The sequence below is a fragment of the Pseudofrankia saprophytica genome, from assembly GCF_000235425.2.
Taxonomy (GTDB): Bacteria; Actinomycetota; Actinomycetes; order Frankiales; family Frankiaceae; genus Pseudofrankia; species Pseudofrankia saprophytica.
In genome coordinates this window covers 6,356,448-6,374,255 of the sequence record NZ_KI912266.1, presented here as the reverse complement: position 1 = coordinate 6,374,255, position 17,808 = coordinate 6,356,448, and the positions used below count along the sequence as shown (strand labels likewise).

Here is a 17,808-nt window from a genome sequence, read left to right as displayed (position 1 = left end):
AGTGAGGGCCAGGGGCTGCCGGCTGGTCCCGGGGGCGGCTACGGCGCCGACCCGGCGGGCCCCCGCCAGGGGGCGCGGCCGAGCTACCCGCCGCCCCGGCGCCCGGTCCGGCCGATCGCCGACGACGAGGACGAGCTGGACGTCCCCGACTTCCTCAAGTAGCCGTGCCACTGCTGTTCACCGACCGGGCCGGCGGCGTCTCCACCGGCCCGTACAGCTCGCTGAACCTCGGCGGCAAGGTCGGCGACGACCCGGCCGCCGTGGGAGCCAACCGGCAGCGGCTCGTGGAGACCACCGGCGTGCCGGTCCGTTTCATGCGCCAGGTCCACGGCGCCAGCGTCATCACGTACCGGGACGCGTCGCGGTACGGCTGGTCACCCGACGGCCCGCCGGGTGACGCCCCGGTCGGGGACCTGCCGGGTGGTTCCGGTGAGGCGGCCGGCTGGCCGCGGCCGCCGGAGGCCGACGCCATGGTCACCGCCGCGCCGGGATGTGGGCTCGCCGTGCTGGTCGCGGACTGCGTCCCGGTCGTGTTCACCAGCCCAGGAGCCGTCGGCGTCGCACACGCCGGGCGGGTCGGGCTCGCCGCCGGCGTCGTGCCCGCGGCGGTGGCGGCGCTCGGGGAGCTCGGCGCCGAGCCGGGCGAGCTGCGCGCCGTCATCGGCCCGTCGGTGTGCGGGCGCTGCTACGAGGTGCCCGCGTCGATGCGCGACGAGGTCGCCGCACTGGTCCCCGGCACGGCCAGCGTCACCAGGGCCGGCACCCCGGCACTCGACCTGCGCGCGGGCGTCGCCGCCCAGCTGCGTGCCGTCGGGGTCACCGACGTCGAGGTCTCCGACCGCTGCACGATGGAGGACCCCACCCTGTTCTCGCACCGTCGGGACCAGGGGCGTACGGGCCGTTTCGCCGGGGTTGTCTGGCTTTGAGTCCCGGTGATCCGGGGGCGCCGGCCGGCGGCGCTCCTCCCGACCTCGCGGCGGGCGAGGCCGACGAGCTGGCGGCCCGGTGGGGGGTCGGCGCGGCGCGCCTCGCGCGGCTGCGGGCGAACCTGCGCGACGTCCGGGAGCGGATCGACGCGGCGGCGCGCGCCGCCGGCCGTGACCCGGCCGGGCTCACGCTCGTCGCCGTCAGCAAGACCTGGCCCGCCGACGACGTGCTGGCGCTGCGTGCGCTGGGCGTCGCCCATTTCGCCGAGAACCGCGAGCAGGAGGCCGCCCCGAAGGTCGCCCAGGTACTGTCCCGGCTGGGCGGAACGGCCTCGCCGGATGAGCCGGGTGCACCGGATGGGTTGCATGGACCGGTTTGGCACTTCGTCGGGCAGTTGCAGCGCAACAAGACGAACGCGGTCGTCCGGTGGGCGGACTGGGTGCAGTCGGTCGACCGGCCGGAGCTGGTGGCGGCCCTGGCGAGGGCGGCGACGAGCCAGGGCCGTATGATCGCCGTCTGCCTCCAGGTGTCCCTGGACACATCGGGAGATGGCGGCGTCAGCGGACGAGGTGGCGTGGCGCCGAGCGATGTCGCCCGGTTGACAGATCTTGTCGCCGCGGCGGCCGGGCTGCGGCTGGCGGGTGTGATGGCGGTGGCCCCCCGGGGAGAAGATCCACGGCCGGCGTTCGCCCGGTTACGGGAAGTGTCTGAACGGTTGACGCGCGATCACCCGGAGGCATGGGTCATGAGTGCCGGAATGTCGGGCGATCTGGAGGCCGCGGTGGCCGAAGGCGCGACACACCTACGGATCGGCACCGCTTTGTTCGGTGAGCGGCGCCCTGTCCCTTAGAGTCGCGCCATGGGGCTCGGTCGCAGGGCGATGGTCTACCTCGGTCTGGCCGAGGAGGACGACGAATATCTCGACGACTACGACGATGACGACGGTCAGGACGACCAGCAGGATGACCGGCGGGACGTGCGCGAGCCCGTTCCGTTCGACCGGACGGTGAGGCGTATCGACGCACGCGAGGAGCCGCCGACCATGGCCAGACGTTCCTCCTCCGTCGAACCGTTGCGCCCCTCTGGTGCCGTTCCGATGCGGAGGGTAGCCGCCGTCGAGGAAGCATCCCCCTACCGGATCACAACGCTCCAGCCGCGGAGCTACAATGACGCCCGTCAGATCGGTGAGGAGTTCAGGGACGGCACGCCCGTCATCATGAACCTCACCGAGATGGACGATGTCGAGGCCAAGCGGCTGATCGACTTCGCCGCTGGGCTGATCTTCGGTCTGCACGGGAGGATCGAGAGGGTGACCAACAAGGTCTTCCTCCTGACCCCCTCGAACGTCGAGGTCACCGAGAGCGACAAGCGTCGTATCGCCGAAGGTGGCTTCTACAACCAGTCCTGACGTCGCGGTGCCCGGCCGTCGACGTCCGCAAGGCAGGGAGAGGCAGCCATAAGCATCTTCGGCACCGTGCTCTACTGGGTGCTGACCGCGTACCTACTGCTCCTGATAGCGCGGATGGTTATCGACCTGCTGCAGTCGGTGAGCCGCTCGTTCCGGCCCACCGGCCCGTGGGTGGTGCTCTGCGAGGTCGTGTATACGGCCACGGACCCGCCGTTACGATTGCTTCGGCGCTTCATCCCGCCGCTGCGCGTGGGGGCTGTGGCCTTCGACCTCGGTTTCCTGCTGTTGTTCATCGTGATCGTGGTGTTGCAGAACTATGCGACGAGGTTGTGACGGGGTCGTGTGCACGCCGCTGACACGAGCGCGGGAGACTGCCCGTAGACCGCCCTCTCTTCGGGGAGCGGCGATGCCGCAAGAGGAGGCGACGTGGCGCTGACACCACAGGATGTGCAGAACAAGGTCTTCAGCCCGACCAGGTTCCGGACCGGTTACAACGAGGACGAAGTCGACACCTTCCTCGACGAGGTCGAGGCCGAGCTGACTCGTCTGCTCGACGAGAACGCCGACACCCGCCGCCAGCTCGACGAGGCGCGTCGCACCGGTGGCGGCGGCCCCGGGGTGCCCCCCCAGCTTCTCGAGGAGAACCAGCAGCTGCGCCGGCAGCTCGACGACGCGCGCCGGGCCGCCGCCCAGGCCCAGGCGGCGGCCCAGCAGGCCCAGGCCCAGGCACAGGCGGCGGCCGCCCGAGGCCCGTCCACCTCGCCGGTGCCGATCCCCGGCGGGGCCACCCAGGTCATGCCGGCCGTCGGCCAGCGTGGCGGCGGCGTGCCCGCGCCCGCCAATGCCGGCGCCCAGCTCGACGCCGAGATCGAGCAGCGGGTGGCTCGCACGCTGGTGCTCGCCCAGCGGACCGCGGACGAGGCGTTGCGTGAGGCGCGCGCCGAGTCGGAGCGGGCTCGCCGCGAGGCGCGTTCGGACGCCGACCGCATCCTCGCCGAGGCGCGGGCGCACGTGGCCGAGCAGCTCGGTGGCCTGGAGGAGGACAAGCGCCGCCTCGAGGGCCAGGTCGAGCAGCTGCGCGCGTTCGAGCGTGAGTACCGCACGCGCCTGCGCGCCTACCTGGAGATGCAGCTGCGCGACCTCGACGGCATGCCGACCCAGCCGGCCGTAGGCCCTGGTGGCCCAGCCCGTCCAGGCCTGAACCCGGGCACCCAGGGCGGCGGTCAGCAGCAGCCCCAGCAGCCTCAGCCCGCGGCCGTAGGGGTTCCGGCAGGTGCCTACCAGCCGGGGCCGCCCGCCATGGGTGGCCAGAACGGCGTCAACCACGGGGAGCGCGACCCGCGCGCTGGCGGCATCCAGGAGTTCTGACCCGCCCGAGGGTCCGCCGTCGCCAGGCCGGTGGACGGTCGCGTCCGCCTACTGGTGGTGGACCGCCGCGCCGCCGGCCCGCGCGGAGCTCCGTCGCCGCCCGCGCGCTTTCCGGCGCGCGAGCTTTCGGCGCGCGGGCCGGGGAAGTCCCGCGCGCACTGCCGTGGTCGTCCGTGTCGTGCCCGCCAGGGCGTCACCCGCGGCGACAATGGTGAACGACGGAGGTGGTCGAGGTGATCATTCTTAGCGGTGTGCTGCTGGTCCTCGCCGCGGTGCTGTTGGTCGCCGGCGCCGTGGGCCCGACCGCGTGCGTGTATGCATCTTTGGCCTTGACGCTTCTCGCCGCTGGCCTGCTCCCACTGGGCGCCGCCCGCCGTGCCCGCCGCGCCGCCCGAGGCGCCGTCAGCTCCTGACCTCACCCCGAGCCACAACCCGCCCGGCGCGCCCCCGGCGAACGAGTTCCCGGCATGGCCGTGACGGCGGCTCGTCACGTCGGTCAGGGGCGGGGCTTACGGTCGGTCAGGGCTCACGGGGACGAAACGGGCGGTGTTTTCCAGGGTGGCCGGTGGGGCGGCGTCGATGACGCGGACCGACGGGTCCTGGCGCAGCGCGAGCAGCCGGGCGGCCGACGCCCGCACGACGGCGGCGAACAGGCAGGAGCAGCTCCGGCCACCCCGCAGCGCCTCCGCCTCCGCCCGAGCGCTCTCCCGCGCCCCCGGGTCGGTGGCCGTCGTCGCTCGCCTGGACGACTCGGCGGCCTGCGCGGCGAACGCCGTCAGCACGTCGTCCACCGGGGTGCGCACCGCCGCCTGGTGTACCGCGCCCGACCCGGGGATCGCGAAGAAGACCTGCGTCACCCGGTAGGTGGCCAGCAGCGCCTGCAGGCCGTCCGGGTTCCGGTAGCCGGTCAGGCTCACCACTGCCAGCAGGTCCGCCGCCGGCGCGGCCCTGGCGAGCGACGCGAGGGACTGGTCCGCGCCGCCGATGTAGTCCGCCGTCGACTCGCCTGCCGGCGGCCCGATCGTCACGCTGGGCACGACGGCGGTGCTCGCCTGACCGCCAGGCGTGTTTCCCGCCGGTGGGCTCGCCGGCTCGGCCCCGCCCGTGCTGCGGGGCTGGCCGTCGATCCCGGGCAGCAGGGCGGCGGCGGCGCTCAACACGATCATCGCGACGAGGCCGAGGACGGCGATCCGGGCACCGCGCTCGAGTAACGCCCGGCCGACCGACGGCCCGTCCGCCGTGTCCGCCCCCTCGGCGTCCGCCGCGTCGGCGGGAAACGAGCCGGACCCGTGGTCCGCCCGCCGGGGGCGGGGCGGACCGGGCAGCAGCCGGGTGCGCAGCGCGAGACGCAGCAGCCCGGCCGTGACCGTCCTGCTCGTCGCCGCGGCGGCGCCGACCGCGGCCTCCAGCACCTGGCCGGTCCTGGGCACCAGCGCGTCGTCCAGTCGGTCGAGCATCGGGCCGGCCCGATCCGCCGCCTTCGCGATCTCGGCGCCGCTGGCGGTCGCGACCTCCACCACCGCCGCGGTGGCCCGGTGCGTGACCGCGTCGGCCGCGCTCCGCGCCGAACGGGCCCCGGAAGACCAGATGGTGCGCGGAAATGCTCCTCGTTCGTGCCCCACCTGGCGGTCCTTGCCCCCGGAGCCGCTGGCGCGCACCGGCGGCGGGCGCAGGCTCACGACATCGCCCGGAGCCGCTCCAGCGCCTCGGCGAGATCCGGCGGGTCGGGACTGGTGAACGTGACCGGCCGCCCGTCCGCCGGGTGCTCGAACGAGAGCTCGAAGGCGTGCAGCCACTGCCGGCGCAGGCCGAGCTTCTCGGCGAGCGTCGGGTCGGCGCCGTAGGCCAGGTCGCCGACGCACGGGTGGCGCAACGCGGAGAGATGCACCCGGATCTGGTGGGTTCGCCCGGTCTCGAGCCGAATGATCAGCAGCGACGCCGCCCGAAACGCCTCGTCGGTGTCGTAGTGGGTGACGCTTGGCTTGCCGTCCGCGACGACGGCGAACAGCCCGGGCTTGCGGGGGTGCCGGTCGATCGGGGCGTCGATCGTGCCGCGCAGCGGGTCGGGGTGGCCCTGGACCACCGCGCGGTAGCGCTTGTCGACGGTCCGCTCGCGGAACGCCCGCTTGAGCGCCGTGTAGGCCAGCTCGCTCTTCGCGACGACCATGACCCCGGTCGTGCCGACGTCGAGGCGGTGCACGACCCCTTGGCGCTCGGAGGCACCGGAGGTGGAGACCCGGTAGCCGGCGGCGGCCAGCGCCCCGATCACGGTCGGGCCGGTGTATCCGGGCGCCGGGTGGGCGGCGACGCCGACCGGCTTGTCGATCACGATGATGTCGTCGTCGTCATGCAGGACCGTCAGGCCCTCGACCGGCGTCGGCGCGGCCTCGACGGCCGGGCCCGGCGGGGGCGGCAGCTCGACCTCCAACCAGGCGCCGCCGCGGACCCGGTCCGACCGGCCGGGCATCTGGCCGTCGACGCTGACCTGCCCGTCGGCGACCAGCGCCGCGGCCACCGTCCGCGACAGGCCGAACATCCGCGCGAGCGCCGCGTCCAGGCGCAGGCCGTCGAGCCCGTCCGGAACCGGCAGGGACCGCCGCTCGCCGGCCCGCACCGCCGTCATTCCCGGCCCGCCGGCTCGGACGGTCTGTCCGTCTCGGGCTCGCCCGCCGTGCCACCGTCCGCGTCCGCCGCCGGGCCCTGCCGGGCCAGGCGCGAGCCGTCGAGGCCGATGCCGAGCGCGGAGATCACCACGGCGAGGACGGCTCCGACGACGATCGACGAGTCGGCGACGTTGAAGATCGGCCAGTGGTGCAGGTGGATCCAGTCGACGACGTGGCCGCGTAGTGGGCCGGGGGCGCGTACCAGCCGGTCGACGAGGTTGCCGACCGCGCCGCCGACGATGGCGCCGAGGACGACGGCCCAGCCGAGGGAGCCGAGCTTGCGCGCGGTGAGCGCGACCACGACGACCACGGCCACCGCGATGATGCTGAACAGGGCCGTCGCGCCGCCGGCGATGCTGAACGCGGCGCCGGAGTTGCGGGTCAGCTGCAGGTCGAGCACGCCGGGGATCAGCGTGACGGGGTTGCCCGGCTTCATCCTCGCCACCACGATGATCTTCGTGATGGCGTCGAGCAGGACCACGCCGAGGCTGGTGGCGAGCAGCACGGCGATCGGGCGCCGTCCCGCCGACCGGCGGGACGGGGTGGTGTGCGGGGCGGACCCTCCGCCCCCATCCTCCCCGTCATCGCCGGCCCGGGTGACCCCGCCGGGCGCACCGTCGGCCCGCGGCTGCGCGGACTGACCGGCGTGCGCGCCGGTGGCCTTCCCGGCCGCCAGATCGGGGCCCCTGCCCCAGTCCAGGTATGCGCGCGCGATGGAGGTCTCCTCATCGCCCCGCGCGCCAGGCCCGGGTACATCGCCCTCGCTGGTCGGCGCCTCTCCCACGTCGTCAACTGTACGGCTGTCCCGGTGCCGGACGCTCCGCGCCCGCACCCGGGCGCAGCCTGTCGGGCGCTGAGCGCCCTCCCTACGTGGTTCCGGGTGCTGGCATATAGCGGTGGTGGGGCTGGACCGGGGCTGATGACGTGGCTGGGTTGGCGCAGCGCCGATGCGCCGTCACCAGGTGTGGCTGGGTTGCGTGCCTGGCTTGCCAGAACGACATCACAAACCCCGCCGCGCGGTTTGACGGCGGAGGCGGTCAGGCGGTCAGGCGGCCGACGGGGTGGGGTCGGGGGTGCCGAGGCGCTCGAGGACGACGCGGTAGGCCTCCAGCTGGCCGGTGACGAAACCGGCGGTCGAGCCCCACAGGAAGGCGCGGAACTTCAGGTACACCTCCTGTCCCCAGCGCTCGACGATCTGCTCACGGGCGGCGTCGAGCCGCAGCGCCCAGGCCTGGCAGGTCAGCATGTAGTTGTGGGTGTCCTCGATCACGGTCCGCACCCGGAACTGCCCTGACCTCGCCACGCAGGCCAGATAGTCGTGCAGCACCATCGGGGTCGACCGGCCCGGGTAGATGTGCCGGCTCATGAAGCTGGACAGGTGGTGCTTGCGGCGCATCGCCACCGCGTCCAGATAGACCCGCCCGCCGGGGCGGACCAGCGCGGCGTACCTGCGCAGCGTCGTCTCGTAGTCGGGCAGGTGCTCGGTGACGCCCATGTTCACCAGCGCGTCGTACGTCTCGCCCGCGCCCTCGTAGGCGAACAGGTGCTGGCGCACGACGGTGGCCTCCTCGTAACCGCGCTCCTTGGCGAGGTCGTTCATGAACATCTCGGACGCCCTCGACAGGGTGAGGGAGGTCACCCGCGCGCCCTGCTCGGAGCCGTACTGCAGGAACGCCCCCCAGCCGCCGCCGACCTCGAGCACCCGCGCCCCCGGCCTGAGCGCCAGCGCGTCGTAGGCGTAGCGCATCTTGTTCGCCATCGCGGCTTCCAGCGGCTCGGCGTCCGCGGTGAAGACCCCATGCGTGTAGCAGCGGAACTCGCTGTCGAGGAACGTGCGGAAGAAGTCGGCGTCCTCGTCGTAGTGCGCGGCGATCGCCTCGTCGTCCTTCTTGCGCCGGCCGCGCGCGCCGAGCGCCAGCGGCGCGAACCGCCTGATCCAGACGATCGGGTGGAAATCGGAGAAAACCCTGCGCGCGGCAAAGGCCGCCACCACGTCGCCGTCGATGTCGAACGCGCCGGCGATGAACGCGTCACCCACCTGGAACAGGTCCATCGACGACAGCGCCCGGTCTCCGGCGCTGCCCCGGCTTTCGAGCCAGAACCGTGGCTCGCCGTCACCGACCTGGAACGATGAGCCGTCCGACATTCGGACTCCGAACGGCGTCCGCACCGACTTCCGCTGGCTCGCCTGCCGCAGCTTCTTGGCGAACCGCTCCCACGTCGACGTGCTCATCCTCACCGGTCCTCAGCGTCCGTCCGGGCTGCCCCGGAAAGTGCCGACTTTTTGCATGACAAAGAATATGACCGCGCGGGTACGGCCCGGGGAACGTCGACGTGACCGTCGCCGAAACCCCGGGAGGCGGCTCAGCGCCATCCGCGCGACGTGATCTTGCGGGAAACCCCGGTGCCAGCCCGGCGGCGGTTCGGCTAGGCTGGGCGCAGCAAGCCAGCGGCAAGGCGTCGATGGGGACGAGTAGCGGCAGGCGCGGCCTAGATCCAACAGGTACCTGGATCCAACAGGTACTGAGCGAGCCGGGGACGGTGGAAGCCCGGTGGCCAGCGCGTCGTGAACATCACCCCGGAGCCGTCGGGAGAACGCGTTCCTGGGACGTTGAAGCGATCCGGGGCGTCAGTAGATCCGGCAGCCGTGGCGCGAACGAGTGGCCGTCGCGGGTCCGAGACCTGGCGGCGCGCAAGGAGGGTGGTACCGCGGTGCCCCGCCCACCCCGAGGCCGTTAGCGGCCCTGGGAATGGAGTGGCGTCGTCCCTCCGCCGGAACTGCCACGTCCGACGGAGACCGGGACCCCACAGCGATGAGCACCCCCACACCCACCAGCACCCCAGCCACCACGTCCGCCAACACCGCGGCCGCCACGTCTCACGCGCCTGCCGCCGCCCGCCCGGCGGTGTTCGCGCCGTTGCCGGCGAAGGTCGACCTGCCGGAGTTCGAGCAGGAGACGCTCGACCGCTGGCGTGACAGCAAGGTCTTCGAACGTTCGCTGCGGGCGAGTGCCGACGCGCCGCTGTGGATGTTCTACGAGGGCCCACCGACCGCCAACGGCAAGCCGGGCGCCCATCACGTCGAGGCGCGGGTGTTCAAGGACATCTTCCCGCGCTACCGGACGATGAAGGGCTATCACGTTCCCCGCAAGGCCGGCTGGGACTGCCACGGTCTTCCCGTCGAACTCGCGGTGGAGAAGGAGCTCGGCTTCACCAGCAAGAGCGACATCGAGAAGTTCGGGATCGCCGAGTTCAACGCCCGCTGCCGCGAGTCGGTGCTGCGCCACGTCGCCGACTTCTCGGCGATGACCGAGCGGATGGGCTACTGGGTCGACCTCGACGGCGCCTACCGCACGATGGACACCTCCTACATCGAGTCGGTGTGGTGGTCGTTGGGGCAGATCTTCGACAAGGGCCTGCTGGTCGAGGACTTCCGCGTCACGCCGTACTGCCCCCGCGACGAGACGCCGCTGTCCGACCACGAGGTCTCCCAGGGCTACAAGGATGTCGCCGACCCGTCGGTCTACGTCCGCTTCCCGGTCGTGGCTGGCACCGGGCCTGAGGGCATCTTCACCCCGGAACGGGACGCCAAGCTGCTCGTCTGGACGACCACGCCCTGGACGCTCGTCTCCAACACCGCCGTCGCCGCCCACCCCGACGTCACCTACGTCCTGGCCCGCACCGCCGCCGGCGAGCACCTCGTCGTCGCCGAGCCACTGCTGGCGGCCGCGCTGGGAGACGCCGCCGAGGACGCCGAGGTCGTCGACCGGCTGACCGGCGCCCAGCTCGCCGGCACCCGCTACCGCCGCCCGTTCGAGCTGCTCGACGCCGCCCGCTTCGAGCCGGGCGCCGACGGCGTCGTCGGCCGGCACGCCGCCGGCGCCACCCCCGCCGCCCCGCACTCGGTCCTGCTCGCCGACTACGTCACCACCACCGACGGCACCGGCCTGGTCCACCAGTCGCCGGCGTTCGGCGCCGAGGACCTCGCGGTCTGCCGGGCGAACGGCCTGCCGGTCGTCAACCCGATCGGCTCGAACGGCCGGTTCCTGCCCGAGGTCCCGCTCGTCGGCGGGATGTTCTTCAAGGACGCCGACGCGCCGCTGTCCGCCGACCTGGCGGCCCGCGGGCTGCTCTGGCGGGGCACCAGCTACGTGCACAGCTACCCGCACTGCTGGCGCTGCCACACACCGCTGATCTACTACCCGCTCCCGAGCTGGTACATCCGGACGACGGCGGTCCGCGACCGGCTCGTCGAGGAGAACGAGAAGACCGACTGGCACCCGGACCGGATCAAGCACGGCCGCTACGGCGAGTGGCTGCGGGGCAACGTCGACTGGGCGCTGTCGCGCAACCGCTACTGGGGCACCCCGCTGCCCATCTGGCGCTGCGAGAACGACCCCGCTCACCTGACCTGTGTCAGCTCGCTCGCCGAGCTCTCGACGCTCACCGGCCGCGACCTGTCCGGCCTCGACCCGCACCGCCCGTTCGTCGACGAGGTGACGCTGCCCTGCCAGCGGGCCGGCTGCGGCGGCACCGCGCGCCGCGTGCCCGAGGTGATCGACGTCTGGTACGACAGCGGCGCGATGCCGTTCGCCCAGTGGGGTGCCCCGCACCGCAACCAGGCCGAGTTCGAGAAGCACTACCCGGCGCGGTACATCTGCGAGGCCATCGACCAGACCCGCGGCTGGTTCTACACCCTGATGGCCATCGGGACGCTGGTCTTCGACCAGTCGAGCTACGAGACCGTGCTGTGCCTCGGCCTGCTGCTCGACGCCGAGGGCCGCAAGATGTCGAAGCACCTGGGCAACGTCCTCGACCCGTTCGCGCTGTTCGAGCAGCACGGCGCGGACGCGGTCCGCTGGCTCATGCTCGCCGGCGGCTCGCCGTGGTCGGACCGCCGCGTCGGCCACGAGGCGATCGAGGACATCGTCCGCAAGGTCCTGCTGACCTACTGGAACACCGCCTCGTTCTTCGCCCTCTACGCCTCCGCCGCGCACTGGGACCCCGCGGCGGCGCCCGGCCGGGCGCCCGCCGAGCGGCCGGTGCTCGACCGCTGGGCGCTCTCGGAGCTGGCGGCGACGGTCCGCGAGGTGGACGAGGCGCTGGAGGGCTTCGACTCGCTGCGCGCCGGCCGGCGGCTGACCCGGTTCATCGACGACCTGTCGAACTGGTACGTCCGCCGCTCGCGGCGCCGCTTCTGGGACGGCGACCCGGACGCGCTGGACACGCTGTACCGCTGCCTGGACGGCGTGACGAGGGCGATGGCGCCGTTCGCCCCGTTCCTCACCGACTGGCTGTGGGCGCGGCTGTTCGCGGCGGCGCCGGGCGCGCCGGACTCGGTGCATCTGGCGACCTGGCCGCAGCTGCCCGCCGAATGGGTGGACGAGACGCTGTCCGAGCAGATGGACCTGGTCCGCCGGATCGTCGAGCTCGGCCGCGCGGCCCGCGCGTCGAGCGCGGTCCGCACCCGCCAGCCGTTGCCGCGCGCCGTCGTCGGCGGCGCCGCGTTCGAGGCGCTGCCCGCCGAGCTGCGCGCGCAGATCGCCGACGAGCTCAACGTCGCGGGCGTCGAGGGCGCGACCGCCGACGTCGTCGACGTCACCGTCAAGCCGAACTTCCGGGCGCTGGGCCGCCGGTTCGGCAAGCGCACGCCCGTCGTCGCCGCGGCAGTGGCCGCCGCGGGCCTCCCGGCCGACGGGGTGCTCCAGGTCGAGGTCGACGGCGAGCGGGTCGAGCTCTCCGGCGACGAGCTGATCGTCACCGAGACGCCGAGGCAGGGCTGGGCGGTCACCTCCGAGTCCGGCCTGTCGGTCGCGCTCGACCTGGAGATCACCCCCGAGCTCGCCCGCGCGGGCCTCGCCCGCGACGTCGTCCGCGTCCTGCAGGACGCCCGCAAGAGCTCCGGCCTGCAGATCACCGACCGCATCGACGTCTGGTGGACCGCCTCAAGAGCGTCGACCGCCCTGGCGCTGCGCGAGCACGCCGCCGCGGTCGCCGACGAGGTCCTGGCCGTCCGCTTCGTCGAGGGCGCCCTTCCGGCCGGCATCCACCACACCGCCGACGAGCTGGGCGTCACCTTCGCCCTCGGCGTCGCGGAACCAGCGGCCAGCTAGCGGCTGGGCAGGACGCGGGCCGTGCCGCCGACCCGGGTGGTGATGCCGCGCGGGGTGCGGGTGGCGGCGGCGTGGACGGTGGATGGGTGTCCGAGGGCGTCGCCCTGATCGACGGCGACGGTCGAGTCGTGGCCGCTAAGGAGGAGATGGGCGGCCAGGCAGCCGCTGCTGTTGGCGTTGGCGACGTCCTCCGGTACGCCGATGGCCGGGGCGAACATGCGTGCCGCGGCGGTCGGCTCGGTGAGGGACGGCGGGACGTACACGAAGCAGCCGAGCTGCCCATGGCGACGGCTCTCGGCGGCCAGCCGGTCCTGATCCGGCCGGATGCCGGCCAGGACGGCGCGGTCGGTGACGGGGATCATCAGGCGCTCCCGGCCGGGCGAGGCGATGGACACGTCGTCCTCGGGGTGCAGCGCGTCCGGTTCCAGGCCGAGAGCGGCCAGGAACGCGTCGCGTTCGAAGGCGGTGGCGGCGCGGTGGTCCACCAGACCCTGGTCGAACCAGGCCTCCACCACGGCGCCGCCGGATCCGGCGGCGAGCACGCCGGTGGCCTCGACGTCCCGTCCAGCCACGCGCAGCAGGCCCTGGAAGTCCTTGCCCACGGCCGCTGCCGCGGCCGTCGCTGCCTGCGCTCCCTCCGGGAGCCCCGCCTCCTGGACGGTGAGGAGGGCGATCGCCGCCACCGTTCCGTGGCCGCATCCGGGTAGCTCGCCCGTTGCCGTGAAGAACCGGACACCCCGCTCGCCCCGCGCACCGGTGCGCGGGGCGACGACCGCGACGTGTGAGGTGCCCATCCGCGCGGGAATCCGCGCGAGCTCCGCGTCACCGAGCCCGCGGCCGTCCACGACGACCGCGGTGGGGCTGCCGCCGCTTCCGCCGCTTCCGCCGCTTCCGCCCCGAAGGCACGCGCTGATCGTGATGACCTCGGTTGAGAGCTCGTTCATACCGCTACGTCACCACATCGCGGTGGCCCGTCGTGGCTGGCTCCCGGTAGCCGCGCCCACGCGACACCGTTGACGGCCGAACGGACCGGTCAAACGGGATTGGTCAACCGGGACTGGTCAAACGGGACGGTCCGGAACTGTTGGGCCGCGCGTTCGCGGGGCGGTAACCGGTACTTCCCGGGGATGGCGGGTCGGGAGATGATGAGATGCCCGTACCCGCCAAAGTGGCGTGCGGGGATCGCCGCCGGGTGCTCGGGGCGATCAGTGACGATCCCGACGGATGGTCACAGAGTGCCACGCTCGGCCGTACTGTTTGGGAAACTGGCGCCGCGCAGCCCGGTATCGGGGGAGAACGCCCTCACAGCCGACCGGCCGCCGACGCCCGTGTGCCAAGAACGGCACCCGACGTGAGGGATGAGGAGCTTTCGGTGAAGCTGGCGATGGGCACCCGGGAGGTCTTCGACGCGGAGAGCCTGCTCGAGGAGTACCTGGGACCACGCAAGCGTGGGCTGCGCTACGCCTACCCGTACTACGACGGCCTGGTGACGAACGGCGACTCGGACCTGCTCTGCACCGGGGACCTGCTCGCACCCTGCCTGCTGGGCGTCGGCGTGGACATCGACCGGCTGCACACCCTGACCGCGCTGCTGCCGCTGCTCCAGCGCGCGCTGGACAAGCTGCCGCCCGGGATCGAGCTGATCGAGGCGGACGACGTCACCCTGGACCTGGTCGCCGCGCTCTACGACCCGCTGGACGACCCTGACGTCGTCGACCGCGACGTCAAGGGCTCACTCATCGCCAAGGTGCTGCACCGCAAGCGGCCCGCCCTCGTGCCGCTGTTCGACTCCAAGGTACGGATCTTCTACCAGCATGAGAACTGCGTCCCGGCGGCGCCGAAGGACGGCCGTTCCTGGCGCGAGTACATGCAGCTGCTCGTCCGCGCCATGCAGTACGACCTGCGCGAGAACGCCGCGGAGTTCCAGCGGTTGGCCACCCTCGTCCCCGGCGGCGGCCCGCCCGTCACCGCGCTGCGGATGCTCGACATCGTCGTCTGGATGAGCAGCGCCGTCTGAGGCCGTCCCGTGGCGGACGCTCCGCGCCCCAGACCTCCCAGCAGACCTCCCAGATCGCCTCCGGCGATCCGGCAGGGACCCCGGCTTCGCGATCCGGCAGGGCGCGGCCGTCGGGCGCTGAGCGCCCTCCCCGGGTGGATCCGGGTGAAGGCATATTTCCGAGTTGGACTGGCTCCGGGCACAGGACGTGGTTGGTCTGGTGCCGGCGCTGATGCGCCGTCACCTCTTGGGCTCGGTTGCGCTTGATGCTCACCAACGGCGATGGCGTGATGTCGAGGCCTATAGGACGTTTCTGGGGCACGGATGTGTGTTCAGTGACGTTCGAACAGTGTGATGTCTGCCCCGTCCGCGGCCGTGCGGCCCCGAGGTGGCACGGCGTGTGGGCCGGCGAGTGACGTTCCGGACAGAGCGGCCGTACGAACGACGCCCGTCGTACGGGAGAATGGGCGAGTGCGTAGTTTCGCCGTCCGGGGTCTGACCCGACGGCACCGGACAGGGGACACGGTCGTGGTCGCCAACGACCGTGTCGACCTTGACGTCCCCGCGGGCGAGGTGTTCGGGATTCTCGGGCCGAACGGGGCGGGGAAGACGACGCTCGTGCGGCAGCTGATGGGGCTGCTGCGCCCGGACGAGGGCAGCATCGAGCTGTTCGGGCACGATGTCGTCGCCCGGCCCGACCTGCCGGCGCGGCTGGTCGCCTACCTCGGCCAGAGCGACCTCGCGCTGGCCGAGCTGCCGGTCGCCATCGCGATCGAGACCACCGGCCGGATGCGCGGCCTGACGAAGGCCGCAGCCAGGGCCGAACGGGACGCCGTGCTCGACGAGCTCGAGCTGACCGGCGTCGCCGACCGGCCGCTCGGGAAGCTCTCCGGCGGCCAGCGCCGGCTCGCCTGCGTCGCGACGGCACTGGTCGGCTCCCGCCCGGTATTGGTGTTGGATGAGCCCACGACCGGGCTCGACCCGCGCAGCCGACGGGCGGTCTGGGCCTCGCTGCGGCGGCGGCGCGACGAGGCCGGTGTGACGGTGGTCCTCATCACCCACAACGTGCTGGAGGCGGAGACGGTGCTCGACCGGGTGGCGGTGCTCGACGCCGGCCGGGTGATCGCCTGTGACACCCCCGGCCGCCTCAAGGCCCTGGTCGACGCGGACGTGCGCCTCGAGCTCGCCTGGCGCCAGGACCCGCCGGCCGACGACCCGACCGTGCGCTGGCTCGGCGCCGAGGCGAGCCGCGCGGGCCGGCGCTGGACGGTCCGGATGACGCCGGAGCGCGCCCGGGAGGCGCTCGCCCTGCTCACCACCGGCCCGGCGTTCGCCGCCCTCGACGACTTCAGCCTGGCGACGCCGTCCCTCGAAGACGTCTACCTGTCGCTCGGCGGCACCTCCCGCGACCTGGAGCGCACATGACCCCCATCCACGCGCGCGGCCCCCGGCCTGGGCTGGTGCCCCGGTGACTGTGGCCCCCGTCGCCCACGGCGGCATCCCCGCAGTGCCGGCCCGCGTGACCGGCGGCTCCCAGACCTCCCCGGTAGCGAGCGCCGCCGCTGGCGCTGGCGCTGGCGCCGGGCCGGTGGGCGTGCCGGTAGTCCCCGCGGTGCCGGGGCGCACCTCGTTTTCGGTGGCGTTCGTCGCCGTCTACCGGGGGCAGCTCTCGCGCGGCAGGGTCGCTCGCATGCCGCTGATGTTCGTCGCCACGCTGCAGTCGGTGGGCATCCTCCTGCTGCTGCGCGGCGTCGTGAGCATCTCCGACGTCACCACCTGCGCCCAGGTCGTCGCCGGGTGCACCGTGCTCGTGGTCGCGTTCGTCGCGCTGAACCTGCTCGCGCAGCGGTTCGGCGCGCTGCGCGCCGCCGGCGCGCTCGACTACTACCTGACGCTGCCGGTGCCCGGCACCGCCGTCGTGCTCGGCACGGCCGCCTCCTACGCGACGTTCGCCGTCCCCGGGGTCATCGTCACCGCCGTCACCGGCGCCCTGCTGTTCGGCCTTCCGCTGTCCGGCCTTTGGGTCCTCGCACCGGTGGCGCTGCTCGCCGGCGCCAGCCTCGCGGGCATCGGCGCCGCGGCGGGGCTGCTCGCGCCCCGTCCCGAGCTCGCCACGGTCGCCGGCCAGCTTGGCATGAGCATCGTGCTCTTCCTCGGGATCATCCCGTCGGACCGCCTGCCGGGCGTCGGCTGGCTGGTACGCGACGTGCTGCCGAGCAGCTACGCCGTCGACGCCCTCTCAGAGACGTTCCTGCCGTCGGCCCGCTGGGGCATCGTCGCCCTCGACCTGGGCGTGTGCGCCCTCGTCGCCGTCATCACCCTGGCGGCCGCCGCCGGGGCGCTGCGCCGGGCCGGGACTGCGTGAACCAGCAGTTCGGGCCGCTCCTCGCCGGCCTCGCCGGGTGGTTCGCCGGGCTGTACCGGCGTCCCGGGGTGCGCGCCGGGATCGTCTGCCTGCTGGCGCTCACCGCCGCCGGGCCGCTGCTGGGCCTGCTGTGGGCGGCGACCGCGCCGCACCTGGACGTCGCGGCCAGCATCAGCGGCAGCGAGAACGCGTTCACCACGCAGGCCGACATCGACGCGATCTTCGGGTTCATCTGCCTGGGCGCTGGCATCGCCGCTGGCGTGCTGGCCCGCCTCAAGGCGGCCGACGGCGGCTGGCCGGTGCCCGTGGGACTCACCGTCGGCGGATTCGCGGGCTCCCTGCTCGCCGGCTGGATCGGCCACCTGATCCGTTCGCCGGGCGTGCTGGACAAGCTGCCGCCGAACGCGGGCAACTACGTCATCGACCTGGTCGACATGCGGGTGCGCGCGACCGGCCTGTACCTGGTGCTGCCGGTGGTGGCCCTGCTGGTACTGGCCCTGTCGCTGTGGCTGCCGGCGCCCTGGCCGCGTGGCCGGGGCTGGGGCGGAACCGACGAGCTGGTGGCCGAGCCGGGGGCGCCGGCTGAGCCGGACGCGGTGTTCGCCGCGGCGTCCGCCTTCCAGCCGCCGCCGCTGCCGTTCGCCGACGACGAGCCACCCGCGCCCGCCACCGACGGCGGTGTCTCGGCCACCGACGGCGGTGCCCCGGCCGGCGCCGGCCCGAACGGCGCCGCCTCGCATGGCGCGGCACCAAACGGTTCTGGTCGTACCGGCGCCAGCGCCGCCGGCCCGGCGGACCCGCGTTGTCCGCCGGCTGACACCACAGTGGCGTCGGGTGATGCGGTGACCCGGGACCCGGACTGTTAGGTTCCGGTCAGTCCGGTCCACATCGGGTGCTCGCCTGCGGTGCGACCATGGGGATGGTCACATCGGCGGAGTCGGCGTCCGGCGGCCGTGGCGCGGGGATCC

Annotated in this window: 16 protein-coding genes; 11 read left to right on the top strand and 5 right to left on the bottom strand. The window is 73.4% G+C overall.

Annotation, left to right across the window (positions count from 1 at the left end; all coding sequences use genetic code 11):
• Nucleotides 1-164: 164 nt before the first annotated feature.
• The 6 genes from pgeF to FRCN3DRAFT_RS0227015 all read left to right on the top strand — a co-directional run bounded on the left by pgeF (nt 165) and on the right by FRCN3DRAFT_RS0227015 (nt 4,116).
• Nucleotides 165-926, top strand: coding sequence for a peptidoglycan editing factor PgeF (gene pgeF / locus FRCN3DRAFT_RS0227040; protein WP_007518446.1), 762 nt, complete (start codon nt 165-167; stop codon nt 924-926).
• A complete protein-coding gene (locus FRCN3DRAFT_RS0227035; RefSeq protein WP_007518447.1) occupies nt 923-1,777 on the top strand; it encodes a YggS family pyridoxal phosphate enzyme in 855 nt (284 codons plus the stop codon). Before pgeF ends, FRCN3DRAFT_RS0227035 begins: the two co-directional genes overlap by 4 nt.
• A 9-nt stretch (nt 1,778-1,786) precedes the next feature.
• Nucleotides 1,787-2,335, top strand: coding sequence for a cell division protein SepF (locus FRCN3DRAFT_RS0227030; protein ID WP_007518449.1), 549 nt, complete (start codon nt 1,787-1,789; stop codon nt 2,333-2,335).
• A gap of 78 nt (nt 2,336-2,413) precedes the next feature.
• Nucleotides 2,414-2,668 (top strand): YggT family protein, encoded by a 255-nt coding sequence (locus tag FRCN3DRAFT_RS0227025; RefSeq protein WP_027140979.1) that lies wholly within the window; start codon nt 2,414-2,416, stop codon nt 2,666-2,668.
• 93 nt (nt 2,669-2,761) lie between these two features.
• Entirely contained in the window at nt 2,762-3,703 is a 942-nt protein-coding gene (locus tag FRCN3DRAFT_RS0227020; protein ID WP_007518453.1) for a DivIVA domain-containing protein, read from the top strand.
• Nucleotides 3,704-3,936: 233 nt separating this feature from the next.
• Nucleotides 3,937-4,116 carry a hypothetical protein gene (locus FRCN3DRAFT_RS0227015; RefSeq protein ID WP_007518455.1) on the top strand — a complete coding sequence of 60 codons (180 nt, stop codon included), beginning with the start codon at nt 3,937-3,939 and terminating at the stop codon, nt 4,114-4,116.
• Nucleotides 4,117-4,212: 96 nt separating this feature from the next.
• On the opposite strand, the gene FRCN3DRAFT_RS0227010 is transcribed toward FRCN3DRAFT_RS0227015, so the two are convergent.
• From FRCN3DRAFT_RS0227010 to FRCN3DRAFT_RS46505, 4 genes are all read right to left on the bottom strand, one after another.
• A complete protein-coding gene (locus tag FRCN3DRAFT_RS0227010) occupies nt 4,213-5,382 on the bottom strand; it encodes a hypothetical protein (RefSeq protein ID WP_007518457.1) in 1,170 nt (389 codons plus the stop codon).
• Nucleotides 5,379-6,326, bottom strand: coding sequence for an RluA family pseudouridine synthase (locus FRCN3DRAFT_RS0227005; protein WP_007518458.1), 948 nt, complete (start codon nt 6,324-6,326; stop codon nt 5,379-5,381). Before FRCN3DRAFT_RS0227005 ends, FRCN3DRAFT_RS0227010 begins: the two co-directional genes overlap by 4 nt.
• Nucleotides 6,323-7,150, bottom strand: coding sequence for a signal peptidase II (gene lspA, locus FRCN3DRAFT_RS51935; protein ID WP_232794164.1), 828 nt, complete (start codon nt 7,148-7,150; stop codon nt 6,323-6,325). The genes FRCN3DRAFT_RS0227005 and lspA overlap by 4 nt, the downstream gene beginning before the upstream one ends.
• A 261-nt stretch (nt 7,151-7,411) precedes the next feature.
• Entirely contained in the window at nt 7,412-8,599 is a 1,188-nt protein-coding gene (locus FRCN3DRAFT_RS46505) for a class I SAM-dependent methyltransferase (RefSeq protein ID WP_007518460.1), read from the bottom strand.
• A 580-nt stretch (nt 8,600-9,179) separates the two neighbouring features.
• Here FRCN3DRAFT_RS46505 and ileS point away from each other — a divergent pair.
• Entirely contained in the window at nt 9,180-12,479 is a 3,300-nt protein-coding gene (ileS, locus tag FRCN3DRAFT_RS0226990) for an isoleucine--tRNA ligase (protein WP_007518461.1), read from the top strand.
• Here ileS and FRCN3DRAFT_RS0226985 read toward each other — a convergent pair.
• Complete coding sequence (locus FRCN3DRAFT_RS0226985) at nt 12,476-13,423, bottom strand: PhzF family phenazine biosynthesis protein (RefSeq protein ID WP_007518462.1); 948 nt, start codon at nt 13,421-13,423, stop codon at nt 12,476-12,478. The genes ileS and FRCN3DRAFT_RS0226985 overlap by 4 nt on opposite strands.
• 428 nt (nt 13,424-13,851) lie before the next feature.
• Here FRCN3DRAFT_RS0226985 and FRCN3DRAFT_RS0226980 point away from each other — a divergent pair, with 428 nt between their 5' ends.
• The 4 genes from FRCN3DRAFT_RS0226980 to FRCN3DRAFT_RS49885 all read left to right on the top strand — a co-directional run bounded on the left by FRCN3DRAFT_RS0226980 (nt 13,852) and on the right by FRCN3DRAFT_RS49885 (nt 17,706).
• Nucleotides 13,852-14,496 (top strand): DUF6308 family protein, encoded by a 645-nt coding sequence (locus FRCN3DRAFT_RS0226980; RefSeq protein WP_007518463.1) that lies wholly within the window; start codon nt 13,852-13,854, stop codon nt 14,494-14,496.
• 450 nt (nt 14,497-14,946) lie between these two features.
• Nucleotides 14,947-15,900: an ABC transporter ATP-binding protein gene (locus tag FRCN3DRAFT_RS0226975; RefSeq protein ID WP_007518464.1), complete on the top strand. Its 954-nt coding sequence runs from the start codon at nt 14,947-14,949 to the stop codon at nt 15,898-15,900.
• A 43-nt stretch (nt 15,901-15,943) separates the two neighbouring features.
• Entirely contained in the window at nt 15,944-16,840 is an 897-nt protein-coding gene (locus tag FRCN3DRAFT_RS0226970) for an ABC transporter permease (protein WP_007518465.1), read from the top strand.
• Nucleotides 16,837-17,706: a hypothetical protein gene (locus FRCN3DRAFT_RS49885; RefSeq protein WP_007518466.1), complete on the top strand. Its 870-nt coding sequence runs from the start codon at nt 16,837-16,839 to the stop codon at nt 17,704-17,706. Before FRCN3DRAFT_RS0226970 ends, FRCN3DRAFT_RS49885 begins: the two co-directional genes overlap by 4 nt.
• Nucleotides 17,707-17,808: the final 102 nt, after the last annotated feature.

Coding starts and splice junctions, on each gene's coding strand:
- FRCN3DRAFT_RS46505 (WP_007518460.1), bottom strand. CDS start 8,599: ATGAGCACGTCGACGTGGGAGCGGTTCGCCAAGAAGCTGCGGCAGGCG.
- FRCN3DRAFT_RS0226985 (WP_007518462.1), bottom strand. CDS start 13,423: ATGAACGAGCTCTCAACCGAGGTCATCACGATCAGCGCGTGCCTTCGG.
- FRCN3DRAFT_RS0227030 (WP_007518449.1), top strand. CDS start 1,787: ATGGGGCTCGGTCGCAGGGCGATGGTCTACCTCGGTCTGGCCGAGGAG.
- FRCN3DRAFT_RS0227005 (WP_007518458.1), bottom strand. CDS start 6,326: ATGACGGCGGTGCGGGCCGGCGAGCGGCGGTCCCTGCCGGTTCCGGAC.
- ileS (WP_007518461.1), top strand. CDS start 9,180: ATGAGCACCCCCACACCCACCAGCACCCCAGCCACCACGTCCGCCAAC.